Genomic DNA, 24,488 nt, shown 5'->3' with positions numbered 1-24,488 from the left:
ATTATGACGAATGCAATTGGTTAAAAAAATCGTAAAACCAATGGTTGATTTTTTATCATCGTAAATAATATGTATTCTTGCAAGTTGAACTTCTTTCACCATGGAACCACAAAAAGGAACTACATATAGCGCACATAAAAAACTGCCGTTAGATACAGAAGAGACCACAACTTCTAAGGCAACAAAGGCCACAGAAAGTGATTCTGTTGAGGAGGTCAACATAAAGAAACCGTCGTTTGGCGAACGCTGGAAAACGAGTCGGTTTTGGCTTGTGCGTGGTGCCTATTATGCACTCTTTTCAGTTTGGGCCATCGTTATGGCCATTGGTGGTGTTATAGCTTGGATCATTGCCATGTTGTTTATATGATGTCTCGGCTACCACTACAATTTTTACGAAGCTACGTGCTTCTATCTTTTGTTGTTTTTCTGGGGGTACAGAGTTTAAAATTCTTTTCTGTTGACGTTCCTGAATGGATTTTTAATTATCTTAATGATTTTTTAATCATACCTATGGTGGCCACATTGGGTTTGCATACCGTTTGGTACCTTAAAAAAGACACCAACATTCGACTTAACGTCTTCACTATTTTAAGTTTAGTAGCACTTTTTTCTGTTGTATTTGAATTTTATCTGGCACGACAATCCCACAGATATACAGGAGATGGTTGGGATGTCCTGGCTTACCTCTTAGGAGGGGCTGTGTTTTTCGTCCTTCAAAAAGTGAACTAGTTTGGCTAGAGGAGTTTTTAGACTTCCTAATACCGAATTTATGCGATTATTAAGCCTGTGTTATTTCTTGGTAGCTCATAATTCATTAGATTTATCGAAAATATTTAGGTGGTGAAATTAAGTGTAAAAAGGATGTTATTTTTAGTTTTGGGTGTCCTCCTTGTTGTGCTCTTATTATATGCGTTTAACCACACGAATTCAAAAACGGTAGATGAGTCACAAACAGTTTACATAAAAAGAGAAGCCAATGTTTTCAAACTTTATAGAAATGGGGCATCCTTTAAAATTAGAGGTGCCACAGGAAGCAATTATTTAGGTGCCTTGGCAGATATTGGGGGCAATACCATTCGTGTTTACGATTTTGATAATATTGAAACCCTATTAGATGAGGCGCATCAAAATAATTTAGCCGTTATAGTGGATATTCCGTTGTCAAAATATACTGACGGTGACAATTTTTATTCTGATCAAAAACAAATTAATCAGTATCGGAAGACAATTAAAAATTTAGTCAACACCTACAAAAATCATCCAGCTCTTTTATTTTGGAATTTAGGTAATGAGCTCGACTATCCGCTGGTGTTGCTAAAAAATGATTTTATAGACACTTTTAATGAATTCATAGATTTGATTCATACTATAGACCCAAATCATCCGGTAGGGACTAGTATCATTCCATCCAAAACACAGACGTTGAGCATACACCTTCATTCTCCCCAACTGGATTTTATAGGTTATAATGCATTTGGAAATTTACAGATGATTAAGCCTTTAATGAAAAAAATGGCCTATATAACCAACTTGTTGCCGTATTATATTAGTGAATATGCCAACAATGGACCATGGGAGGAGGAGATGACCCTGTGGTCGGTTCCAATAGAACAAACCAGCTCAAAAAAAGCAGAGCAATATATTAATAATTATAATTCTTATATCCGCACAAATACCGCATCTATGGGAGATCTCGTATTTTTTTGGGGTCAAAAACAAGAACATACGCATACTTGGTTTAGTATATTTGATGAAGAAGGGCGAAAATCTGAAGTCTATTATAGTTTAAAATCACTGTGGGGATCTCCTGAAAATGAAAATGAATGGCCACCTCAAATAGACTATATGCTAATTGATAATTGGGGTTCAAAAGACACCTTGATCTATAATGCCAAAGAGATTAAAACCGCTCAGATTATTATGGATGGTAAGATAGATACTACCTACCAACTGAAGTGGGAGATTTTTAAGGAAGGGTGGAACTATAGGCAAAAAAAGACAGAGAAGAGGCCAGAAGAGATGCCGTTGGATGTTATAGATATGGAGGGAAATTCTTTAACATTCCGTACTCCTGACAAAGAAGGTCCCTATAGGATTTTTGTTTATGTCTATGATCTAAAAGGAAATTTTGCGACCACCAACATTCCTTTCTACGTGTTAAACAAATGAACGATCAAAATTTAATAACCAGCCCGAAAAAGAAAGAACTCATCATTCTCCGCACAATTATAGTGATTGCGCTGTTGAGTGTGGGTAATTTTTTTTATTGGTTTCTTCAACCAGAATTAATAGAAACCCCCTTGTTATTTGGGTTATTGACGCTCGTTATAGTTTTTGACACCTTACGCGTTGTTTACATATGGTATCATTACTGGAACATTACAATTCCTACTAAACCCATAAGCAAGAGACAATTTAAAGTTGATGTTCTTACAACCTATTTCCCTGGCGAACCTTATGAAATGACTACCCAAACGCTTTTAGCGATAAAAAAAATGGGATATCCTCATACCACTTATTTATGCGATGAGGCCAATGATGCTTTTTTAAAGAATTTCTGTGAAGAGCATGACATTGTTCATGTAACCAGAACAAATAGGATTGATGCCAAAGCCGGTAACATTAACAATGGCCTATTACATGCAACGGGAGACCTTTGTCTTGTTTTAGACCCAGACCACATCCCTAAACCCAATTTCTTGGAAGAAATTGTGCCGTATTTTGAAGATGATGCCATTGGCTATGTACAAACCGTTCAGGCCTATTATAATATAGACGAATCTTATGTTGCTGAAGGAGCAGCACAACAAACCTTCCATTTTTATGGTCCTATGATGATGTCTATGAACTCCTATGGTACTGTTAATGCAATAGGTGCCAATTGTGTGTTCAGACGGAAGGCACTAGACAGTATAGGAGGGCATGCAGCTGGATTATCTGAAGATATGCATACGGCAATGCAGTTGCAGGCCAAAGGATGGAAATCAGTGTATGTGCCTAAGGTTTTTACAAAAGGATTGGTGCCTGGATCATTGACAACCTATTACAAGCAACAATTAAAATGGTCTAGAGGTACATTAGAACTCTTGGTCTCTGTATATCCTAAACTATTTAAAAAATTTAGTTGGAGGCAAAAACTACATTATGGTATCTTGCCTTTGCATTATTTGTCTGGGATATTCTTTCTAATAGGATTCTTAATTCCAATAATTTCATTAGTTAACGCGTCTTTACCGTGGCGAGGAAATGTGATAAGGTTTGGACTCATCTATATTCCTGTTTTGATGTCTATCTTATGCATTAGAATATATGTACAAAAGTGGGTCATGCATAAAAGTGAACGCGGTATACATATCAATGGCGGATTATTATTGATGTGCACTTGGTGGGTTTTTGCGCTGGGTGCTCTATATACTGTAATTAGAAAAAAAGTGCCATATCTGCCAACCCCTAAAGATGACAAGGAAATTACTAATTTTAAAATAGTAATACCCAACCTGATAGTGGGAGTTGTATCAATACTTGCAGTGATATATGGCTTGTCAATAGATTTTACGCCCTTTTCAATAGTTATGTCAGGCTTTGCATTGTTAAATGCCTTAATTATGTTTTACACCTTGGTGTTTGCCTATCAGAAAAATTCAGCAATCCAATTGCCTATTTATGATCAGAGTGTAAAATATCAGAAAACTACAAGAAACTTTGTGTTCAATATTTTGAGTAGATCGGCGCTGTCATTAGTTCTTATAACGGTTATCAGTTGTGCCGGACTTCAATATTATGGAGACTATATCAAATGGGCGGGCGTGACACCAGAAAAAATAGAGAAACATCACATCAATTATATAGGTGTTTTCGCTCCCAAGGAAGATAATGGTCTGACAGATATTGCTGAGGCCAATACAATTGCAAATAGGGTTGACAATAAATTTAACTTAATTTCCCTCTATTTAGCTTGGGATAAACATTTTGAAAATAGTTTCCCTACAAATTTGATTGATTCTATTTACAAACAGCAATCCATGCCTGTAATTACGTGGGAGCCTTGGTTAAACACTTTTGAAGACAACATCAAAGACCAACATGTCTATGATCTCATAGTAATGGGATATTTTGACAGGTATCTGGCCCGATTCGCCAATACTCTTAAAGCTATTAATAAGCCGGTTTTTTTAAGATTTGCCCACGAATTTGACAACCCCTTTTATCCTTGGTTTATAGAGGGAGACAACGCTTCTGAGAAATTTAAATCGGCTTGGGTGCACACCTACGAGATTTTTAAGAAGGAAGGAGCGGACAACGTTATATGGATATGGAATCCTTGGAAATCGCATAATATATCAGCTTTTTATCCGGGTAAAGCCTACGTGGATTGGATGGGTGTCAATGTGTTGAATTATGGGAATTTAAATGCAGACAATACATGGTATGAATTTGATGCGTTATACCAGCCTTTTCATGATGAATTTCAAAATTTACCTTCAACACCTGTAATCATTTCTGAGTTCGGTTCCTTAAATAACAATCCCAAGGAAAGCTCTTCAAAGTGGATAGATAATGCCGTTACTTCAATAGAAACCAATTTTAAGGAAATAAAATCCATTATCTATTTTAATAGTCAAGTTGATAATAACTGGCCCACAGGAGAAAAGCCAAATGAATATTTAGATTGGACCATTCCTTCAAGCCAAACCGAAATAGATTTATTTAGCACTAAAACAGTACCTTCTTATATCCCGAGTTCTTTACTGCAAATTCAAACAAACCTGCCCGAGCAAGACAATAGAGAACTAGTACTGAATACAATTAAAGGTATCAATTTTGAGCAAGGACATAATTGGCAAAATGATTATCATGTTTTAAACCGTAAAAAATTGTTGGCGGATTTCAAAAACATTGGAGATTTAGGCATAACTACCATAAAGTATCAAGGGAATTCTATTTACGATCATAATGTTTTAGCAATTAGTAAAAAGCTAGGTCTAAAAATGTCTTATAGTTTTTGGATTCCAGAAAACCTCGATTTTATGGTCGATACCCTACAAATAAGAGACTTAAAGTCAGGCATTCTCAAATCCATTCGTGCGCTCAAAAGTACTGACCAAATTATTTCTTGGCATATTGAAAATGACGTGCAGTACACCCAAAACAACTTTTTCCACAAACCTGCGCTGCTGTATCAAAATAGAGCGTTCGTACTCTGGTTAAAAGATTTAGCTTCTGAAATTAAAAAAATTGATTCCAAACGGCCTTTAATAGTAGATGTTGAAGTGAATTCACTTGCTATATTCCATATCAATCATATGGTGTACAACATAAAAGATATCGATGCTATTGGGCTGGTGGTTAAGGAAGGGGAATATTTAGATGAGGTAATAAGCTATTGCCAGGACATCAATAAGCACTATATTTTTAGCGGCATTGATAGCAATGTGTTAGAAGCACATAAAATCGAAAATCCAGAAACTTCATATTTTATAACCTCCTGGCAAGACAAACATGAAAGTAACAAACTTGATTTTCGAGGTATTGTAGACAGAAAGGGGAGACAGAAAGAAGCTTATCTTCATCTCTCTTCGCTATTAAAAAACAAGACTTATAAAGCTGAGATGCCTAAAGTTAAAATTTTAAAACCCTCAAGATTAATATTTGAGGATAATTCATACACATTCAATGCTATGGTGTATGACGACAAAAAAGGATGGCAAGTGGCATCTAAGCAAAAGGACTTAAAATTTGAATGGTCATTAGTAAAATGTGATGCCTACGGAAATTATCTAGCGATAAAAGAAATGGGAACTGAAGCAAAAATATCATTGAAAATTCCTAAAAACCATACCTATTATAAGTTACATCTAACCATTATCCATGGCGACAACATAGCATCGGATATCACTAGTTTTAATACCCCGGTAATTGCAAAATAATTTATGTGATGGATTGTGGAACGTCACGTTTCTGTTCAATGTTTCCTTTTTTTGTAGCTAACCCTAAATAAAATTGAACAGAGGACATTCATTGCCTCAATGCAAAATTCTTAGAATTTAAAAAAGGTTGAGTCTTGAATAATATTTATTAGTTTTATAGGAATTATTTATGTTTTGGGGAGGCAGAAATTGGATGGTCTTCATCTCACGACAATTTTGAAGATTTTTCCAAACGTTTAAGAGCGCATAGCACCAGATTGAAAGCTTTGAATATTGAGCATTTTACATTGCCAGAACTTAAGTAAGAAAGAAGATGTAAACTATAACCCCCGTCGGCAATTCTTCAAATTTATAACCTTTCCAATCGCGTGAGAGAGGGGGTGCCTCTTTCTTTGTTACAACTCTTTTTAGGATGATAAAATTACATTATAAATCTATATTGCTATGATCACAAACTTCAGGGCTCTTCAGATGAAATCTGGCTTTCTAGTATTGCTTGCTTTTGTAATGCTAAATTCGTGTAAATCCACCAAGGAGGTCGTCATAAATTCGCCTGTCGGTCAGTACAACAGTTCAGATTTTTATTATCTAGTTAAAGGTAAAAACCCTGCTCCCGATAGCTATCGGGATTCATTGCAGTTACTTTAGTTTCTATAAATTTTTAAGGATATTTTGTCATTTCGACAGAGCGAGGAACNNCATTCGGAATGATAAACTATTCTCAGAAAAAAATTTCATTCTTTTCTTTAAAACTATGGATTTCAAAGCCATAGTGGTTTATTCAAATTTTAGCTAGCCTCCTTAACGGCATTCAATTTTCAATTATTAAATTCAAGTACATCCGTGTTAGTCAATATCAAGAGGTTGTCGTGCAGATTGCTATAAATATTTCTTGTAAAGATTATTCAACACTTTTAAATCGTGATCTGTAAGTGTAGAATTGACTTCAGTTTGAATAAAGTGCAATTTAAAGGCTTTGATGGCCGCTGGCATATTGCTCACATCATACCCAATAATCTTGAGGGCAATGTTTGGAGGTACATCAAGTAACGGTGCCACAATAGGGGTCTGGGTTGGGGTAATATTAACCGAATCATTTCCTATTTCTAATATTTCTTGGGGGATGTTTGTAATTACAATAACATTGTCATCAACAGGCTGAATGGTATCTTCAAGAACATCATCATACCATAGGCCGTAGCCTTCTTCGGCCAATGCCTTCCATGGGAATGTTTTATTAGGGTCGTTTTTTCTGGTTGGCGCAATATCAGAATGACCAATAAAATTGGCTGCGGGAATTTTATATTTCTCTTTGAGATCTTTTAATAGTTCCATTAAACTTGCTATTTGGAGGGGCGAAAATTCTTTAAAACCATTGTTGTCCAATTCAATCCCAATAGAAGAAGAGTTTAAATCCGTATTAGAGCCCCATTGGCCACTGCCACCGTGCCAAGCGCGATAAAGGTCGTTGAGCATTTGGTAAATCTCACCGTTAGCCCCAATAACATAATGAGAACTTACCTGGGTTCTGGGTAGTGTGAATGTTTTTAAGGTTTGGCCTACAGAATCCTGTGCCGTATGGTGAATGACCACAAGATTGGGTTTCCTCAGACTGAAATTAGTTGTTCCTACCCAATTTTTAGCATATTTTGAAGCACTGGCCGATCCTGGTTGAGGTGGCGGAATTGCCACCAATTCTTTGGTAAGTGCCTTGGTTTGTTTTTTATGAACTCTATTAGTAGGCGCATATGGATTATTGGCACAGGACGCAATCATGAAAGCCGTGACTACTATTAGGAGAACTGAATTGATTTTTTTCATCGAGATACTAATTTTTAAAATTTATGACGAATTATGATTTTTAATAGGTCATGATTTGACAGTCCTAATTTATGATAATTATTTGAAGTTTCAAGGGTTTAAAGCTGTTCAAACTTGAGGTGGATGTTATTGTTTGGAACACGCTATGAAAATGGAAGTCCATTAAAATTATTGACTAATTTGATATTGTAGCAGGAAGGTTGTTGGTTTAGTATTATAAATAAAAAGAATGATCGGTCAGTACCTGGTAGTAAGTTTTAAGCAATACTAATATAAGTAGTACACAGTAATGGGCCCTAAACAATACATGTTTGCCGCAACCCAAGCAGCTCTGCGTGGTAGGGTTTTCAATTTGCCCCGAAAACCCACACCAAAAAAAAGGGCTGGCACTCGCCCCGACCATTCCGCCTTTCGGCTTAATCCTTTAATACAGTAAGCCAGTTAGCCTCTTGAATCTTACTGTCAATTTCTCGAAATGCCCGTCCGGTTTGATCCATTTCAACTTGCAGCTTTTTAATGTCGATTGTTGTTTTTAGGTTGGCCTCTCCGCTATTGTTAATTTGGGCAGCATACCGAATCGTTCTTAGTTTCTCAGAAAGCATTTTCAGGGAATCCCTTTTGGCAAGCGCCTCCATCAGCATGCCTTCCCCTTCAATAGGAGTGTCATTATTAGTCTTGTTGATGCTGATGACTAAGGCTTCTAAATCTTGTATAGCCTTTCTTAGTTGTGCAAGCAATTTGTCAGGATCTTCCTGTGGCAACTTATTATCAGACACAATTAAAACGGGTCTGATTCTATTTTGAAGCTGCTCAATTTTTTTCAGGAGATCGGCTCTTAACAAGAGAGCTTCCGCTAGTTTCATCTTATTAGGAGAGGGTGTATGCTCTTTTTGTGTTGACATTTAGTGTTGTTTTAAATTAGTGAAACTCAATTTTTAAAAGTTGCGAAGCAATGAATTAAAAATTGTTAGTTGAACTAATCCCGCTTTTTAGCGGGATCCTTGAGTTTTATTCCCCGACGCTCTGCGTCGAAATAAAAAAGGAACTTCTACTTGATACCTCGTACCCTTGGGTCGAGGTTGTTCATTTTATTGGCTCATAGCGCTTTCACTGTATGTCGCACTAAGCATTGTAATGAAGTCAAGTTCGGCTTTAATTATCTTCCAAATTTACAACCTTATGTTCTCAAATTCCAAATTTCATTGATGGGATCGCCTTTGCTTGACAGCCCTTTATGATGCCAGTTGCCATCAATCAATTCGTAATCAAATTGTAAGCTGTTGCCAACCCTAGAGTCGTCTCTTGAAAAGAATTCAATGTTCTCAGTGTAGACACCATCAACAGTAGTATAAGTGCCACCGCCAGTTCCCATAAATTGTTTGGTTTCGGTATTATAGGCAATCCATTGAAAGCGTGTACCAGATAATATTTTCATGGTTTTTCGGGGCCCACTCGTATCCCGTATTTGAGATTTTCCATCTATGACCCGACCAGACATTAACCAAGCACCTTGTAAAACGCCTGGGCCACCATGATCTATTCGGTCTAATTTCAGATCGTCATTCAGGGTCATACGGGTGCCATCAGTATTAAGTTTGAAACTGATCTCGGTGCTAACACGCTCTGGATTATCAGTGTCAAATTCTAAGTGCTGGGTCAAGGTGTCGTCCTTTAATTGCCAAGATCCACCACTAGACTTTATGAACTTTCCTGTAGACTCACTAAAGGTCGTAGCCGAATAATAGCCGTCTGTAAAAATAAGCACGTTTCTTAATTGGTCGCCACTGTTATTAGTGGTCGTGTTTTCCCAAGCTCCAACAATACCTTGCGCGTGCATCCCTAAGGCAACCAAATTACAAAGGAGTAGTGTAAGTATGTGTTTCATGACTTTAGATTTTGATATTCTCAAAAATAGTTAAAAGTCTGCACATTGTTAGATTTCAATGGGGCAACTCGCTCGCATGGCATCTGTAATTATAAACTAAGTTTAAAATGGAAGAGCGGAAATCCTACTTTGGATATTCCGCTCTTCGTCTTAAAGTCGAGTCTTTTTTTTATTGAACTTTAGGGGTTTTAATGACTAGTATGATTGCCTGCCGAATGGGAATCATGCCCGTGTAATAACTTTTCCAACGCCTCTAACGTATGCGTGTAGTGCACATAAGCCTCTACATAAGCACGGCCTTGTGCTACCGAGTTATCTTTTGTTTTACTGGACTCCACTACCTTAGCGTAACGTTCTCTAAGTAGTTGTTCCAAATGGGTAGTGACTGTTGTCATAACACCCTGTACATCACGCTCAGCAATTGATTTGTCTGCCAGAGCCACCAGAGGCGTCATGGAACCTGCGGGTTTCAAACCTGTATAAGGTTCGCCTTCTGTTTCACGGTGCAATCTTACCAACGTTTCCAAGAAGTGTTTTTCAACAATGGTATACACCTGTTGGTCCGCAGTTTTTAATCGGTAGGTTTTGTCGAATAAGGATATGACTTCCTGTTCTTGCTGAGGTTCAATCCACTTCAAAACCAGTTGCACATTATTCTGATCCAAGGCTATTAGAGCATCTTTTATTACTGGACCGTCGTAGGAATCGCAATGCGCGAATCCGGAAAAGCTAGTCAGCATGAATGCAACTACTAAAAGCAGGGCACGCGTTTTCGATTTTAAAACTTGTTCTGTTTTTAAAAGGGTTGTTGTTGGAGTTGATCTTACTTGAGTTTTCATAAAATATCAGTTTTTGAGTTAATAATCTAGTTTGTTTTACTACAACAAAAGTAGGGTGAAGCTTGTGCCTGTGCGACCTTCTTTGTAAGTTGGCACCTGTTATTAGCGGAAAATCGTCCCATTTTCTAAACTAAGTCAGAGGTGGGCAATGTAAGCTGAGATTAGGAGGAGGGCAGAGATTTTTTGAAGGCGCTTGGAGTGGTGCCGGTTATCTTTTTAAACACTCTGTTAAAAGCTGATTTAGAATTGAAACCACTTTCTAAAGCGATGCCGAGTAACGAATAATTTTCGAATTGCGGATCTTGAATTTTTATTTTGACTTCTTCAACCCGAAACTGATTGATAAAATCAAAAAAATTACTACCGTGCATCTCGTTGATTACCTGCGAAAGGTGGTGCGTAGGAACATTGAGGTTTTCCGCAAGTTTAGGTAAAGTTAAATCAGGATCTAAGTAGGGCTTTTTAAGCGTCATATAGGCATTCACCTGTCTGTAACATTTTTGTAACTCCGCATCTTGCATTCTTGAAGACCCATATTTAGAGGTGTTTTCAGTTTTAGTGTCGATTTCTAAAGGTAAACCGATAAAAACCTCCTTCTGTTTCAATCCGAAATAGCCTATCGTGATGATAAAGCCTGTAAGAGACAGAAACAACCCGTTGGTGCAAAATTCCATTGTAAACAAATGAAACAGATGATGGATCACCGCAATAAGTATCAAGATGGTCCAGACAATTCCAAAAATAGAAATCAGTGTACCTAGCCAATCTAAATTAATGTCTTTTGATGAAAAATTAAGTGAAGACGTTTTGCTTCTTTTAAATTTTCTATAGGATAAAAAGAAATACACAGGTCCGGAGAGTGCGGTTAGAAGCAGAAATATAATAAATAGAAACGGAGGTTTAGCTACTGGTTCCGATACATGATCTACCCTAATGCCTTCTGAATATTCTGGAAATAGGGAAGCAACGATCAGGTACAGCACAAAAGCAACAAATGGGATAAAATGTGCTATACTTTTCCAATTAAAAGTCTTGTTGTTTGCCGTTAGTGCAGAAACATAAAGGTATAAAAAAGGGCCATGTAATAAGAATAGAGCAATGATGCCACTGGAAATTAAGGACGATTCTGGAAAAACATCGATGGACAAGCCATATGTGGCTGTGGCAATTGCCAAATAGAGAAGCCAAAACATCAATATACGGTCATGTAGTTGTTTCGCTTGTTTTTGGAGCAGCAGCGCTAGAAAGAAAAACGCATTAAAACACCCTATAAAAAACAGATACGTCATTGTAGATTGGTCCTTTTTGATGATGATGCCGATATGATGAATTCCAGGAAATCGGTCATCGGTCACTCAAAATTAGAGTAATTTACTGAGATATCTTCATAATTGATAGGCTAATCTGAGTGCTCAAATAAATATCCTCCAAACCGTTAAGAAGCGTGTTTTTATTTTTGCTTGACGTCTTCACAAAGCATAAATGATCGTACATTTGCAATGTGAAAATTTTGCTTTAGGCAATGGATGGTTTAACCAAAATAAACGAAAATTACTTTGGAAGTATAGAACTAATTCAAGTTCTTACAATATTCAAATTCTGAGATGAATGGATAACTTAATTACATTTTCAATTACCGTATTTACAGGCTTTTTTGCTATCACCAATCCGATATCAAACATGACGGTCTTTTTATCTTTAACGCAAGGTGCAGATGAAGACACAAAAAGAGATATTAACAAAAGAGCCAATATAATAGCCTTTATCATTGTAACTGTTTTTATCCTTTTGGGTAAATATATATTTGAATTGTTTAATATTAGTATCCCTGCCTTTAAAATTACGGGAGGGATCCTTATATTCTACATTGGTTTTGAAATGCTACAATCAAAACAATCCAATGTAAAAAGCATCAAACATGTCCATATTGATGAGAACATTGCGGTGTCACCATTAGCTATTCCTATTTTGGCCGGCCCAGGAACCATTGTTACTGCAATGAACTTTGTGTCTGACGTTTCTACTATACAGCTGTTTTTGGTGATTGCTATTTTTGGGTCGATGAGTTTGTTGACCTATATCACGTTTAGAATAAGTAAATATATTGTTAAAATAGTGGGTTATAATGTCATTTCTGTAATTGGAAAAATCATGGGATTGATCATTGCGATTATAGGAACAGGTATGATTATAGAAGGCATAAAAATTTCGTTCGATTTAATATCTTAACAACTTTACTGCGCAGTTAAACTCTTTGAAACAGATTGTTGAGCTTTTATAGCAGCTTCTCGATACTATAAACCCGAAACGCTACCATTACTTCAACCGCGTTCAGCAAAAACTAAGGTTGTAATTCTTTAGACTGATTGCACCGTCATTCATGTGCAGTTAAAAAACTTCGGTCCCTAATCACCCGTTTTTTCCAATACCCAGTTTTAAAATAAATAAAAGCCACAATCCCAGCAATAAAATTGGAGATGGGGAAAGACCACCAAATCCCTTCTGGACCTATTCCCATGGTGTTAGACAAAATATAGGCCAGTGGAAAACGCACTATCCAAAGCGTCATTATAGAAATAAACATGGAGGCTTTTGTAAACCCGGCGCCATTAAAGGTACCATTCATGACCTGTTGCAGTCCGAGGAAGCCAAAACTTAAGGACATGATCTTGATAAACAGCGCCCCATCTTTTATGACTTGGGTGTCATCGGGGATAAAGAATGCAGTTAAAGGTTCTGCCACCAAGAACATGATCAGCCCCAATCCGGTAAATCCGAAAAAAGCAACTTTGGCGCTTAACTTAGCCACCTTTTCAGCTCTTTTAATTTTTAAAGCACCAATGTTCTGACCTACTAAAGAGGTGGTTGCAATGCCTAGTCCTAAGGCGGGGACGACTATAAAACTCAACATCCGTGCGCCAATCCCGTAGGCCGCTACAATATCGCTGCCAAAACTTGTAACAATCATCATCATCATGGTCATCCCTAAGGCACGTGTGGACTGTTCAATACTTGCTGGAAAGCCTAAATTGAAAGTTCTTTTTAGGTTTTCCATATTGAAATACATGGCGGATAGCGCAATTTTTATCCCGTGTTTTCCTCTAAAAAGAATAAACATCCCAATTGTAGAAGCCACAGCTTGGGTAATGACGCTAGCCACCGCTGCTCCGGCTACACCGTACCCGGGTATGGCGCCGTAACCATAAATAAACAATGGGTCCAGCACAGCGTTCAGGATAACTGTACACAGTACGATATAAACAGGCAGCATCACGTTTCCGATACCGCGCATAAGCGATTGGAAAATAAAAAATAGGAATAGGAAAACGAAACCTACAGAAGAGACCTTAAAATAGGTTACTGAATCTTCGATAATATCTGGTCCGGCACCGATGATCTTCATTAGGGGGCCCGCGGCAAAATAGCTGATTACGGCTAGCACTATAGAGGTTAAAAAGATTAAAAAAACGCTTTGCGAAGAACTAAAATTGACAAGCTGCTGGTTATTGGCACCCTGATAGCGTGCCACCATAACAGTACCTGCCAAAGTTAGGCCCGCACCTATTGAGAGCACCAAGAAAAGCAAAGGAAAACTAAGACTCACAGCTGCAACGGCATCGGCGCCCAGTCTTCCCAACCAAAACGTATCGATCAGTTGATAGGCAGATTGTAAAATATTGGCAAAAATAATAGGCAACGCTAAGCTTAATAGGGAGCTAATTATTTTACCTTCTGTAAACTTATTTTTTTTTGGGGTACTCATTCCTGCAAAACTATAACAACCTTTTTAATGTGATTCCTAATTTACTCTTAATACTTAAAAAATCATGTGGGCAGATTCCTCTAAAAACGTAAAATTGAGTGTTAACCGGTGTCTGGCTATTAGGCATGTCCAGTTCATTAAAACCTAACAAGATACTATTTTCCATAATGAGTGTCCGGTAAAACAGGTGAAAAGTTTATAAACTCATTAAAGCAAGACCTGATAGGAGATCTAGAAAATAACACCTTGCTCTTTGAAACTAAATTTACTTAGAGAGATTGGGCAAATTTAATTCAGAATAACGATTGCTTATCAGTCCGTTATAATCAAATCTTTCTTAATTATTCTATAAGCGCAGCGATCTTAATTCTTTATCGGACAACAAAGATATTATACTAGAAAAGCCTACCAAATGTTAAATAGTTTTTACTGTTGGATTTAAAGTTTAAAATTTGCCTAATCATATGCTCTAACACTATGTCGCTTAAAATAAAATCAGCTTTAATACTTCTGCTCTTTCTTGTAGCATTGAATTCTTGTAAATCTCCTAAGATTATATCAAGATCTGCACCTCCAAAAAGGGAATTACCACGGGTGGTTGCAAAACCGCAACCTTCCATTCCTGAGATCAAAAAAGAAACCAAAGAAGACATTAAAGAAGAAGAATCCCTCAAAGTGGTGCCCCCTTTTAAACATAGCCCTTATGTTATGCGCGAATTTCGGGCGGCCTGGGTTGCTACCGTAGCAAATATCAATTGGCCAAGCAAGCGTGGCTTGTCTACTCAAGAACAGCAGGATGAGGCCATCAAATTATTAGATTTCTTAAAAGCACATAATTACAATGCGGTAATTTTTCAAGCAAGACCTCAGGCAGATGCTTTATATAAAAGCCACTTAGAGCCCTGGTCTTTCTTTTTGTCAGGAGAAGTTGGTAAAGAACCGTCTCCGTGGTATGATCCACTTCACTTCTGGATAGAAGCGGCACATGACAGAGGTATGGAACTGCATGTCTGGTTGAACCCGTATCGCTCACATCACAGCACCGGTGGAGCAGTGGCGCCAAAATCATTGGTGAAAACCAATCCAGATATCATGGTGAGTTTAAAGAATGGCATGTGGTGGATGGATCCTTCAAAACAGGCTACGCAAGACCACTCTTCAGCTGTTGTTATGGATATTTTGAAGAGATACGACATTGATGGGATTCATTTTGACGATTATTTTTATCCTTATGCATCCTATAACGGAGGGAACGACTTTCCCGATGCTGAAAGTTATCAGGAGTATTTAAGAACAGGAGGAAAGCTGACGAAGCCAGATTGGCGTAGAGCAGCAGTAAACGGATTTGTGAAGCGTATTTATCAAGAAATTAAAGCTGAAAAACCCGAAGTAAAATTTGGTATTAGTCCGTTTGGGATCTGGAGACCAGGTTATCCCAAATCAATTACAGGCATGGATCAATATAACGAACTGTATGCAGATGCCAAGCTCTGGTTGAATGAAGGATGGATTGATTATTTTACCCCTCAATTGTATTGGAAAATAAATCAGGTAGGCCAGAGCTTTCCTCTGCTGTTGGAATGGTGGGAAAAAGAAAACACCCAAAACCGTCATTTATGGCCTGGAATAAGGATTGATTATGGTAGAAATGCAGCCAATGTGGAAGAAACCATTAACCAAATTGAATTGACGCGTCACATAGTTTCTGAAAGAAAGGGCACCGCACATTGGAGTATAGGTTCTTTGTTGAACGACCCAAATCTTTCCAAGGCTTTGGTTGACGGTCCTTATAAAAAACAGGCCTTGGTGCCTGCCAGTCCATGGCTCAAAACAACACTGCCGAAAGCTCCGGTGGTTGATACAAAAATTGTAGATAATAAATTAACAATTTCTTGGAGAGCTGCAGAAGCAGAGACGGTTTTCAATTGGGTGGTGTTCTATAAATACAACGAAAACTGGGAGTATCTGATCTTGGACAGAACTAAAAACACTATAGAATTTCCATTGTATGCGGGAGCATTGGAGAATAAAAACCCACTAAGTAGTATTGGTGTAATAGCCGTAGACAACATTGGAAATCAGAGCAGTTTTAACGAAATTGAAATAGGAGCGGCCTTGTTTGGTGCGTTTTAGGATGGCTAGGTCTGACTGGAAACTAAACATATGAAAATCCCAAAAAGTTTATAAAAATGAGACTCATCATAATTGTTTTTTATGAATATTAGTTTAAGTATAAAGAATTGGCGTTCATCATACTAACGTATCTATTTCATCAAAAAAAACAAATAGTGTTTTGTTCAGCGTAAATTTGCGAGATCTGCGGGATGATTTTTTCCATACGCTTATTTTTTTCCCGCGGATTACGGAGATGTTCGCGGATTTTTTTACTGGTATGGCAAGAACCGGATGTACAAAAAAATGGTATTTAGGTTCATCAGTGTCCGGTAAAACAGGTAAAAAGTTCACTCCCACTTAAAGCATGATCTGGTTCGAGAACTTAAAAATGACACCTTGTTTTTGAAACCAATTTCAGTTAGAGTGATTGGGCAAATTTAATTTAGAATGACGACTGTTTTTCAGTCAGTTACCATCAAGTCTTTGTTCTTTTCCCGATAGCTATCGGGACTATAAGCGCAGCGATCTTAATTCTTTATCGGACAATAATGATTTAGTTTTAAATACCTGAATGTGTAAATCCATACTCTATAGAAATTCGGGTGGATTTCCTGAGAACGGACGGACCTTTCACTTAAAAATAAGCGATTTCGAAGGGATTCTTATCAGTTGCTGGAATTTTTCATTTCATGTCCGTGATAAGACTCCTCGTAGGCTTGAAGAACCGTGAGATGCGAAATAAGATATGCCAACGAACTTTCTGCACCCTGATTTCTGTTGACCCCGTAATCTTCAAAACCGTCACAACAACCTTTAGTCTCAAAATCATAGAGACTCATACGTAAATCATTTTCGCCCAAAAACCACATAAAAGAAGTGAAAAGTTTCTCCAAGAACCCTCTTTCACCCGTTAAAACAAATGCTTGATGATACATGAGTACCATGGCCATAGCATCTATAGGTTGTTGGGCATAAACGGAACGTTCCTTGTCTTTTACAAACCATTGTCTATTCCCGATTACCGAGAGATATCCATCTTTCAGTGTGTGTGACGTAAGAAAACTCATAGATTCAAAGGCAATATCCTTTACTTTTTTGTTTTCTAACACCTGCGAAGCGTGGAGCAATGCGAGAGGTAAAATACCGTTGTCATAAGCCAAGAGCGATTCAAACCAGTTCCAGTTTTCCGATTGATTGTATTCATAATGGGCTACTAGAACGTCCGTCATTCTTAGGAGAGACAGTTTCATCCCATCATCAGAGGGCTTGGTTTTAAGACAGTAACAGATGCCAATTATTGTATTGGCTATGCCTCGGATAGATGTGAGTTTTTCAAAATTGGGCGCTGCATTGAAGAAAATGAGTCGTGCTGTTTGGTAATATGCATCATTTGGGGCGTTTTCCATAAGATAGCCCAATACCCAAATAGTTCTGCCGAAGGAATCTTCAGAACCCACTTCATCGAGAAAATTCCGATTGAAACTCAAAAAGTTCCTGAATGTTCCATCATGGTTTTGCATATAATGGATATAACTCATATAAACCGGCATCAGATTTAAAGCAACTGTATTTTTTTTCTGCTTATAAGCCATGCAAACCATTAGCAGTGCCCGCGAATTATCGTCAAGACAGTAGCCTTCTTTCAAATTTGGTATTCCAAATTTTGCATGCTGAATAATCCCGGTATCGTCCGTTAGCCTTTTAATATGTGCCAAAGAAAATGTTGGCAATCGCAAGAGATCAATATCGGTTTCCTTTTTTGGTTCCGGTTTAGCCGGCTCAGAAATTAAACGTTTTGCAAGCTGTAAGTATCTTTCGCCAATTTTAGGCCAGATGATGTCCTGACCATAAGCCACAGCTTCTTTTTGGATCGCCTTTAACATTTCCGGATTTTCTAAAAGTTCAGTCAAAACCAATGCCAATCCATTTTCATCTTTGAAATTAAAGAGGCGTCCTTTATTGTGTGTGAGTAATTCGGCCGCATGCCAATATGGTGTAGAAACTACAGCACAGCCTGAACCCATGGCATAGGTCAGGGTACCGCTGGTAATTTGAGCTTCATTGATGTATGGTGTAATATAAATATCGCAGGCAGCCAAATACTTAAAGAGTTCTTGTTCTTCAACAAACTCATTAATCAGAATCACATGATTGCTGAGCTCCAATGTTTTTATGAGTAACTGTAGATAGTTTCTGTATTCTTCTCCATCGCTTCTGAGCACGTTTGGATGTGTTTTCCCCAAAACGATATAATAGACTTCAGGATGCTTTTTAATTATTTCAGGCAATGCTTTTATTACGGTTTCAATGCCTTTGTTCCGCCCAACGAAACCAAAGGTTAAAAGCAGCTTTTTATTGGTCAATTTAAAATCGGCTCTCGATGTCTCCTTATCAAATTTTATATCGGGAACGCCGTGTTCTATTCTGACGATCTTTTCCAAAGGAACATCGTAAATATCTTCAAGAAATTGAATGGCTTTATGACTCATGACCACCAATTTATCAGCCATTTTGCAAATTTGTTGTAAAATGGCTTTTTCAGTATAGGATGGGTTTTCAAGTATGGTATGCAGGGTTGAGATCAGCGGAATATGCAACCGATGTAAAAGGGGTAAAATATAGACGCCACTCTGGCCGCCATAAATACCAAATTCATGTTCAATAATACAAACATCTGCACCACTCCGATTAATAAAATCGGCTGCAGCTAAATAATCTGTTTGCTGTTCCTGATGGATTGTAAGTTTTACTTCAGGAGGAAATGCATAAGTCTCATGGTTATCTGTCATTGCTATAATGATGATTTCATTTTCAATACCACCATCATTTTTCATGGCATGGGCAAGACTGCGCGTAAACGTACCTATTCCGCATTGTCGTGGTGGATATGTAGCAACAAAAGCAATCTTCATTTTAACTTGGTTTAAACCGTTTTAAACTCATTATTTATGCATTACACGAGTCTTCAAGGTATCCCAAACTTTTATAATAAAGTTGAACATCACTTAAAACTCTTACATACATCACAGATGTTTTAGGTTCTAGGTTTATAAATTTGGTTTTATAGTGGATTTGACTGTCGTAGTGAATCCAATCGTATCTTATCAAAAAATGGTGTACTGCGCTCTTGCACGCAAGTTGCCGCGTACAGGTAATTTGAGGCGCTCCAGGTTTGCCAATCCTGACCCATGGGTTCACCGTTTTGGGCTTTGTACCATTCGTTAAAACTAAATTCCAGAGTTGTATTTCTACCTTTTTTGATGAGTTTGGTCAATGCTAAAAGTTTTTCCTCAGCCAACTCATATTCTTTAGCCGCTACCAGCGCTGCAATATAGAATCCACTGATAAACGGCCATATGCCGCCATTGTGATACTCTCCGGGTCTATTAAAATCGTAATATCTCGGTAACCAGTCCGCATCTTCGGGTTGGATAAAAGGGAAGAAATTTGGCGTCAGATAGAGTGCTAAGTCCTTCCTCTGTTCCATTACTTCGCATTCATGTTCTATCCATTTTACCATGGCCTTAGCTTTTTCAGGAGCAGCTAACCCAGACAGAATGGCCAGACTGTTTCCCAATAAATCAAACCGATCGCTGCTATATATTTTGTAAGACCATAAGGCGTAATACGGTTGGTCACTAATGGCGAGTCCTTCGTGCGGACAGCTATGTGATGTATCCGAAGCATAGGTTAATTGCCCGATGGCATCTCCAAGATTTTTGGCTTGTGCTTCTTTTTTCAAAAATTTAAGCCCAGTATAGGTGAGGGCGTTTACAAAAAGTCCGAATCCAAGCACCCATTGTTCGTCGCGCCAATCGCTGGTAGGCTGCTGTGCAATTAAATAATAATTGGTGGGGCACTGGTAATCCATCCAGAGCAGTGCTTTTTCGACTGCATCTTCTAAAAAATGAGGGTCATCAAGTAGCGTTCTGAAAATACCGGCTGCCATTAGGAAAAGAGGCGTAGTATCACTTGAGCCTAAATTGTTTTTATCGTGAACAAGCGAAGGAATTTGTCCACTTTCCGATTGATTCGCCGCTAATGTTATCAGTATATTTTCCACGCTCTGCATCAGTTGCTTGTTTCCGGTTGTGGCAATTCCCAATACTGATATTAAAAGATCTCTGGTATAGGGCTCCGGGTACCCCCATCCGGCAGTGCGTGGCAAATTGGCCACAGTGCCCTGCGCATTGTGCAAAAGCACGTCAATGGCGGCGTTTTTTGCAGATACGATTAATTTTTTGTCTTCTGGATTCATTTAAAAACTATTTTATTCCTAATCGTTTTTCTAAAATTTGCAGAAACTTTTTGGTCACCACTTTGTAATCAAAATGTTCTACGGCGCGTTCTCGTCCAGCGGATCCCATCTTTATTCGGAGTTGTTCATCATCCATCAGCTGGAGCAAATATTTGGCGATATCTTGTGTATTGGCGCGATAATCTACCGTTCTGGGAATATCAAAATGTATTTTACGGTTACTTTCAAAACCTGATTCTTCACCTAAAACCACATCGTTTACCACGATTTTTTTGGCGACTTCCGCTAAAAAAGCAGTCTTGTTATGGATTAGTGTATCCAACATGCCCATAGCATTAATCCCAATAACCGGTTTTCCGCAGGCGCCCGCTTCAACCTGTGGCATTCCAAAGCCTTCAAGTCGTGAAGGTGCAGCGTAAATATCGCAGGCCCCAATCAGATAGGGCATAAAATTTCGGGACACCGTATTGGTTGCGTAGGTAATGTTTTTTTCGAGACCGAGAGATTCTGCCATTTTAAGGTCAATCATGTTTTGCACCATAGTTCGGGGTTGTGGCCATACTTTACAAACATACTTCCAATCTGGCGCTTTGATATCAATAATAGCCAGTGCCTGCATGACTTCTTGTGCGCCTTTAGAAGCAGCATCACCACCCACGGTCAATATAAGGATCTGATTTGGTGCAATGCCCAATGCTTCGCGCACAGCCACAATCTTGGGGTTATTTTTGTCCAAAGGCTTAAATACCTCCGTATCAATTCCCACAGGAAGAACTTCTATGTTATCAGGATGGATACCATCGCGCACATACATTTCCTTTACCCAGTTGGAGGTTACCAAAATTAGCGGCAATGCGTTTAGAACTTCTTGATAATTGGCGATATATCCGTCTGCTACCAACCACGGCACTGCCAGAATGCCATAGCGCTGCGGATGGAGCACCAAGTGCGGAGTGTGTCCCCAATAGCCAACGCCAACCACAACATCGGGTTCAAACCAACGGTAATACCATTCTTTTTCTTGTGCCGATTCAAAATGAACCGCATGTGCATCCACACCCAACTCAAGCAAGCCTCTGTAAAGCATGTCGCCCTGTGTGGCGAGACCACCAGGAGAAGGTGGATAGTCGTAAAGAACAAGTACTTTCATCAGTGTTTTTTTAAGAGCTTTTCTTTGGATCTTTTTTGATCTACCCATGTTAAGGCTTCTTCTGGGCTTCTAAATTGCCAAAAGGCCTCTTTCTCGGGAGTGGCCTTGGCCTCAAATCCCGATTTTTCAAATCCGTAGATGTCCGTGATCATCCGATATTTTTGTAACCATATTTTTAGGGGCAGCTTTTTGCAAAGATGGGCGCCTTCTATGGCACGCGGATAGTAAGATTTGTTTCCATCTTCGTAAGCAAAAAGCCAGAGTGTGTTGGTGCTTAGTTTTTTTTCATACCACAGGTTGATGACTGCTTTGCCAACTTCCTCATGGCGCAAATGTCTTGTGTATTCACCAAAAGGACTATGGGTAATGATCAGGTCATAGTGATTTTGGGGCAGCAGTTTTAAAATTAAATCTTCTATTGTTTTTGATGCTAAAGGATCTTGTTCGGGTCCATCTTCCAGATCGCCCATTATTCCATAAGCGCCATAATTAACAAGCGCTTTCCTGAACTTGGGAGCTCTATCAGAATCGTATTTTCTACATAAACTTACCACAAACCAGTGGTCCTTGGGATGCATCAATATTTCGCCACCACACCACAAGGTTTCATCATCGGGGTGGGCCACAAGTACGGCATTAAGTTTATTAGGTTCCATGCCTCTTCTGTATCAGACTATTCATAACCACTTTTAATAATTGTAGAGATCATTTTGAAACGTTCATTGGCGTTAATTGTGCTTTTAGAGTGAGCCGGAATAATAATAGATTCACCCGTAAGAAGAGTGAATAAATTATCATCGATTTGAACGTTAGCTTTCCCTTCTATAATTTGAATAAAGTGATCAAAACGTGAAAAATTTTCGCTGATTTGTTCTCCTTCAGCAATAACCACAGCCCTCACGTGGCCGGTTGCTTTTTTTAAAATGGATTTCATGAACATTCCTCCTGATTCATAGTCAACCATTTTGGCAACCGTAAAAATTTTTGATTTCTCAAATTCAGAAGCATCCATGGTATATCAATTGAGTGATCACTATTTGAAATTGTCTCAATTCCCATTTGGGAAAAACAGCGTTTTAAAATTCGTAAATTCTTTAAGATGAAGCGTTATATCGGATATGTGAAGAGTTGTAAGATTCCCACATTGGAGTGTTGATGGTTGTGGGTGTAGGTGTAAATTTTGAGTAAGTAAAATTACAGGGATTTTATAATTCATCAGAAAACATCTTAGAAGTTCCCATTGCGTTGACCATTAAAGATCTTCTAGATTCTTTAATTTTTTGTTTTTAAGCGACTTAAAATAGGAGGGTGCAAGACCTGTAATTTTCTTGAACTGATTGGAGAGATGTGCGACACTACTATAATGCAATTGGTAAGAAATTTCAGTCAAGTTCAAGTCTTCATAGAGCAATAATTCCTTTACCCGCTCAATCTTATGATGGATGATATACTGCTGAATCGTAATGCCCTTAACCTCTGAAAACGTATTGGCTAAATAGGTGTAGTCGTACCCGAGTTTTTTACTGATATAATCAGAATAATTTACCTTAGGTTGATCTTTGGAATAATGAATCATTTCGATAATTACCGCTTTGATTTTTTCAATCAGAATATTTCGATTATTGTCAAGAAGTTCGAGTCCATATCTTTTCAGATTTTTTCCGAGTTCCTGTTTTCGGGAATCTGATATGTTTTCTTTAATTTCAATGGTTCCCAGATCTACTTTTATACAGTGTAAACCAATTTTTTCAAGTTCTTGTTGGACGACCATTTTACAACGCAAACTCACCATGTATTTGACGTATAAGAACATGAATATCTCTTTTTATAGGATTGTTTCCGTGTTAATCAATTACTTTCAAAGATGTGGTTTGAGCCAAAATAATTCATCGGCATTAAATTAATGATCTCACCATAAATGTCTTGTAAGAAGAATAGGTAACAAAACCAACTGTTTTCTGAGTTAAAATTACAAAATTTATGCACAACTTAATTGCCATATAAGATTAAAGGTTAATGTGGACCATAACAATTTTATAAATACTAACAAGTACTCCATGATCAGGATTGATAAACGTTTTGAATCTGTGAAATATGTAACCAATTCCAACTTTTATGTAGTAAAAAAGTGATGATTCAATCGGATCTTAGTGAAACCCAAAACCTAAAAGCGGAGCGCATTGGGTTTTGTTGGTTGAACTAATCCCGCTTTTTTAGCGGGATCAGAAGCTGCTACACCTCAAAATTCCTTTCGTAGGTTAAAAGCGGAGCGCATTGGGTTTTGTTGGTTGAACTAATCCCGCTTTTTTTAGCGGGATCTGAAGCTGCACACCTCAAAACTCCTTTCGTAAGTTAAAAGCGGAGCGCATTGGGTTTTGTTGGTTGAACTAATCCCGCTTTTTTTTAGCGGGATCTGAAGCTGCACACCGCAAAAGCCCTTGCTTAAGGTAAAAGCGGAGCGCATTGGGTTTTGTTGGTTGAACTAATCCCGCTTTTTTTTAGCGGGATCTGAAGCTGCACACCGCAAAAGCCCTTGCTTATGGTAAAAGCGGAGCGCATTGGGTTTTGTTGGTTGAACTAATCCCGCTTTTTTTAGCGGGATCTGAAGCTGCACACCTCAAAATTTCTTTCGTAAGGTAAAAGCGGAGCGCATTGGGTTTTGTTGGTTGAACTAATCCCGCTTTTTGGCGGGATCTGACGCTGCAAATCGCAAAAGCCCTTGTGCAAAGT

At 38.2% G+C, this 24,488-nt stretch carries 18 protein-coding genes; 6 read left to right on the top strand and 12 right to left on the bottom strand.

What is annotated here, in order from left to right; all coding sequences use genetic code 11:
* The first annotated feature begins 100 nt into the window (after nt 1-100).
* The 4 genes from JEM65_RS14040 to JEM65_RS14025 all read left to right on the top strand — a co-directional run bounded on the left by JEM65_RS14040 (nt 101) and on the right by JEM65_RS14025 (nt 5,927).
* Nucleotides 101-367 (top strand): hypothetical protein, encoded by a 267-nt coding sequence (locus tag JEM65_RS14040; protein WP_199600692.1) that lies wholly within the window; start codon nt 101-103, stop codon nt 365-367.
* 143 nt (nt 368-510) lie between these two features.
* Nucleotides 511-729, top strand: coding sequence for a hypothetical protein (locus tag JEM65_RS14035; RefSeq protein WP_199600690.1), 219 nt, complete (start codon nt 511-513; stop codon nt 727-729).
* Nucleotides 730-861: 132 nt separating this feature from the next.
* Nucleotides 862-2,169 (top strand): glycoside hydrolase family 2 TIM barrel-domain containing protein, encoded by a 1,308-nt coding sequence (locus tag JEM65_RS14030; protein WP_199600688.1) that lies wholly within the window; start codon nt 862-864, stop codon nt 2,167-2,169.
* Complete coding sequence (locus tag JEM65_RS14025; protein ID WP_199600686.1) at nt 2,166-5,927, top strand: glycosyltransferase family 2 protein; 3,762 nt, start codon at nt 2,166-2,168, stop codon at nt 5,925-5,927. Before JEM65_RS14030 ends, JEM65_RS14025 begins: the two co-directional genes overlap by 4 nt.
* A gap of 879 nt (nt 5,928-6,806) precedes the next feature.
* On the opposite strand, the gene JEM65_RS14020 is transcribed toward JEM65_RS14025, so the two are convergent.
* From JEM65_RS14020 to JEM65_RS23010, 5 genes are all read right to left on the bottom strand, one after another.
* Complete coding sequence (locus JEM65_RS14020) at nt 6,807-7,748, bottom strand: N-acetylmuramoyl-L-alanine amidase (RefSeq protein ID WP_233530664.1); 942 nt, start codon at nt 7,746-7,748, stop codon at nt 6,807-6,809.
* 416 nt (nt 7,749-8,164) lie between these two features.
* Nucleotides 8,165-8,650, bottom strand: a complete 486-nt coding sequence (locus tag JEM65_RS14015; RefSeq protein WP_233530663.1) for a DIP1984 family protein — start codon at nt 8,648-8,650, stop codon at nt 8,165-8,167.
* Between the two features lie 275 nt (nt 8,651-8,925).
* Nucleotides 8,926-9,633, bottom strand: coding sequence for a membrane or secreted protein (locus tag JEM65_RS14010; RefSeq protein ID WP_199600678.1), 708 nt, complete (start codon nt 9,631-9,633; stop codon nt 8,926-8,928).
* A gap of 188 nt (nt 9,634-9,821) precedes the next feature.
* Nucleotides 9,822-10,472 (bottom strand): DUF6448 family protein, encoded by a 651-nt coding sequence (locus JEM65_RS14005; protein WP_199600676.1) that lies wholly within the window; start codon nt 10,470-10,472, stop codon nt 9,822-9,824.
* 161 nt (nt 10,473-10,633) lie between these two features.
* On the bottom strand, nt 10,634-11,827 hold the full coding sequence (locus tag JEM65_RS23010) for a helix-turn-helix domain-containing protein (RefSeq protein WP_199600674.1): 1,194 nt from the start codon (nt 11,825-11,827) through the stop codon (nt 10,634-10,636).
* 253 nt (nt 11,828-12,080) lie between these two features.
* Between JEM65_RS23010 and JEM65_RS13995 the strand changes: the two genes are divergently transcribed.
* A complete protein-coding gene (locus tag JEM65_RS13995; protein WP_199600672.1) occupies nt 12,081-12,701 on the top strand; it encodes a MarC family protein in 621 nt (206 codons plus the stop codon).
* A gap of 145 nt (nt 12,702-12,846) precedes the next feature.
* On the opposite strand, the gene JEM65_RS13990 is transcribed toward JEM65_RS13995, so the two are convergent.
* On the bottom strand, nt 12,847-14,235 hold the full coding sequence (locus tag JEM65_RS13990) for an MATE family efflux transporter (protein ID WP_199600670.1): 1,389 nt from the start codon (nt 14,233-14,235) through the stop codon (nt 12,847-12,849).
* Nucleotides 14,236-14,712: 477 nt separating this feature from the next.
* Between JEM65_RS13990 and JEM65_RS13985 the strand changes: the two genes are divergently transcribed.
* The gene (locus tag JEM65_RS13985) at nt 14,713-16,368 is read left to right on the top strand and encodes a glycoside hydrolase family 10 protein (RefSeq protein ID WP_199600668.1); all 1,656 of its coding nucleotides are present in this window, start codon (nt 14,713-14,715) and stop codon (nt 16,366-16,368) included.
* A 647-nt stretch (nt 16,369-17,015) separates the two neighbouring features.
* On the opposite strand, the gene JEM65_RS13980 is transcribed toward JEM65_RS13985, so the two are convergent.
* The 6 genes from JEM65_RS13980 to JEM65_RS13955 all read right to left on the bottom strand — a co-directional run bounded on the left by JEM65_RS13980 (nt 17,016) and on the right by JEM65_RS13955 (nt 23,571).
* The gene (locus JEM65_RS13980) at nt 17,016-19,262 is read right to left on the bottom strand and encodes a glycosyltransferase family 4 protein (RefSeq protein WP_199600661.1); all 2,247 of its coding nucleotides are present in this window, start codon (nt 19,260-19,262) and stop codon (nt 17,016-17,018) included.
* 149 nt (nt 19,263-19,411) lie between these two features.
* Nucleotides 19,412-20,608 (bottom strand): glycoside hydrolase 100 family protein, encoded by a 1,197-nt coding sequence (locus tag JEM65_RS13975; RefSeq protein ID WP_199600659.1) that lies wholly within the window; start codon nt 20,606-20,608, stop codon nt 19,412-19,414.
* Between the two features lie 7 nt (nt 20,609-20,615).
* Nucleotides 20,616-21,758, bottom strand: a complete 1,143-nt coding sequence (locus tag JEM65_RS13970; RefSeq protein ID WP_199600657.1) for a glycosyltransferase family 4 protein — start codon at nt 21,756-21,758, stop codon at nt 20,616-20,618.
* Nucleotides 21,758-22,414 carry a PIG-L family deacetylase gene (locus JEM65_RS13965; protein WP_199600655.1) on the bottom strand — a complete coding sequence of 219 codons (657 nt, stop codon included), beginning with the start codon at nt 22,412-22,414 and terminating at the stop codon, nt 21,758-21,760. The genes JEM65_RS13970 and JEM65_RS13965 overlap by 1 nt, the downstream gene beginning before the upstream one ends.
* A 17-nt stretch (nt 22,415-22,431) precedes the next feature.
* Nucleotides 22,432-22,770 (bottom strand): cupin, encoded by a 339-nt coding sequence (locus JEM65_RS13960; protein WP_199600652.1) that lies wholly within the window; start codon nt 22,768-22,770, stop codon nt 22,432-22,434.
* A gap of 240 nt (nt 22,771-23,010) precedes the next feature.
* Nucleotides 23,011-23,571, bottom strand: a complete 561-nt coding sequence (locus JEM65_RS13955; RefSeq protein WP_199600650.1) for a helix-turn-helix domain-containing protein — start codon at nt 23,569-23,571, stop codon at nt 23,011-23,013.
* Between the last annotated feature and the right edge of the window lie 917 nt (nt 23,572-24,488).

It is taken from the genome of Gelidibacter salicanalis, assembly GCF_016469035.1.
Taxonomy (GTDB): Bacteria; Bacteroidota; Bacteroidia; order Flavobacteriales; family Flavobacteriaceae; genus Gelidibacter; species Gelidibacter salicanalis_A.
This window is presented reverse-complemented; position numbering and strand designations above follow the sequence as displayed.

Excerpts from the sequence above, each read along its gene's own strand:
- JEM65_RS14015 (WP_233530663.1), bottom strand. The coding sequence starts at position 8,650 with ATGTCAACACAAAAAGAGCATACACCCTCTCCTAATAAGATGAAACTA.
- JEM65_RS14010 (WP_199600678.1), bottom strand. The coding sequence starts at position 9,633 with ATGAAACACATACTTACACTACTCCTTTGTAATTTGGTTGCCTTAGGG.
- JEM65_RS13965 (WP_199600655.1), bottom strand. The coding sequence starts at position 22,414 with ATGGAACCTAATAAACTTAATGCCGTACTTGTGGCCCACCCCGATGAT.
- JEM65_RS13975 (WP_199600659.1), bottom strand. The coding sequence starts at position 20,608 with ATGAATCCAGAAGACAAAAAATTAATCGTATCTGCAAAAAACGCCGCC.
- JEM65_RS13960 (WP_199600652.1), bottom strand. The coding sequence starts at position 22,770 with ATGGATGCTTCTGAATTTGAGAAATCAAAAATTTTTACGGTTGCCAAA.
- JEM65_RS14040 (WP_199600692.1), top strand. The coding sequence starts at position 101 with ATGGAACCACAAAAAGGAACTACATATAGCGCACATAAAAAACTGCCG.
- JEM65_RS14025 (WP_199600686.1), top strand. The coding sequence starts at position 2,166 with ATGAACGATCAAAATTTAATAACCAGCCCGAAAAAGAAAGAACTCATC.
- JEM65_RS14035 (WP_199600690.1), top strand. The coding sequence starts at position 511 with ATGGTGGCCACATTGGGTTTGCATACCGTTTGGTACCTTAAAAAAGAC.
- JEM65_RS13980 (WP_199600661.1), bottom strand. The coding sequence starts at position 19,262 with ATGAAGATTGCTTTTGTTGCTACATATCCACCACGACAATGCGGAATA.
- JEM65_RS14030 (WP_199600688.1), top strand. The coding sequence starts at position 862 with ATGTTATTTTTAGTTTTGGGTGTCCTCCTTGTTGTGCTCTTATTATAT.
- JEM65_RS13970 (WP_199600657.1), bottom strand. The coding sequence starts at position 21,758 with ATGAAAGTACTTGTTCTTTACGACTATCCACCTTCTCCTGGTGGTCTC.
- JEM65_RS13985 (WP_199600668.1), top strand. The coding sequence starts at position 14,713 with ATGTCGCTTAAAATAAAATCAGCTTTAATACTTCTGCTCTTTCTTGTA.
- JEM65_RS13995 (WP_199600672.1), top strand. The coding sequence starts at position 12,081 with ATGGATAACTTAATTACATTTTCAATTACCGTATTTACAGGCTTTTTT.
- JEM65_RS13955 (WP_199600650.1), bottom strand. The coding sequence starts at position 23,571 with ATGTTCTTATACGTCAAATACATGGTGAGTTTGCGTTGTAAAATGGTC.
- JEM65_RS14020 (WP_233530664.1), bottom strand. The coding sequence starts at position 7,748 with ATGAAAAAAATCAATTCAGTTCTCCTAATAGTAGTCACGGCTTTCATG.
- JEM65_RS13990 (WP_199600670.1), bottom strand. The coding sequence starts at position 14,235 with ATGAGTACCCCAAAAAAAAATAAGTTTACAGAAGGTAAAATAATTAGC.
- JEM65_RS14005 (WP_199600676.1), bottom strand. The coding sequence starts at position 10,472 with ATGAAAACTCAAGTAAGATCAACTCCAACAACAACCCTTTTAAAAACA.